The organism is Pseudomonas sp. EL_65y_Pfl2_R96 (genome assembly GCF_963970905.1).
Lineage (GTDB): Bacteria > Pseudomonadota > Gammaproteobacteria > Pseudomonadales > Pseudomonadaceae > Aquipseudomonas.
This window is the reverse complement of record NZ_CAXAQH010000252.1, coordinates 1-500: the sequence shown is the minus strand read 5'-3', so window position 1 is coordinate 500 and position 500 is coordinate 1. Positions and strand designations below refer to the sequence as shown.

The 500-nt window shown below is 64.0% G+C and carries 1 protein-coding gene; it reads right to left on the bottom strand.

The window, feature by feature from the left end; translation table 11 throughout:
• Positions 1–224: 224 nt before the first annotated feature.
• Positions 225–500, bottom strand: a 276-nt coding sequence (gene rpsT / locus AACY49_RS30470; protein ID WP_339527995.1) for a 30S ribosomal protein S20, incomplete at its 5' end; no start/stop codon positions are given.

The following is a 500-nucleotide window of genomic DNA, read 5'->3' as shown; positions in this document are numbered from 1 at the left end:
CGTGAAACCACGCAACAACCACGCGAGGGCGACGCTAGCGCAAAATGTTTCCTGGGGCGGCCGCTTCACAGCGGAGCTGTTGCGCGATTCCGATACGAACGACACATCGCCAACGAAAAAGCCCGGCAAGATGCCGGGCTTCGAATGAGGTGACGATGATGTCGTGAGGCGATCGAGCCGATCCGCCGCAAGCACCCGGCGGACTCGCCGCCGGTGGTGCTGCCTTACTTGGCGAGCTTGGCGATCTGCGCGGTGAGCCGCGAAACTTTGCGGCTGGCGTTGTTCTTGTGAATGATGTTGCGCTGAGCGGCGCGCATCAGGGCAGGCTCGGCGCTCGCCAGTGCCTTCACGGCGGCGGCGCGATCGCCGGACTTGATGGCTTCCTCGACATTGCGCACCGCACCGCGCATCTGGGTGCGGCGCGACTTGTTGACGGCGGTGCGGCGGGCGATCTTGCGCGTCGCTTTCTTGGCGGAAGAAGTGTTGGCCATGGTCTCAAT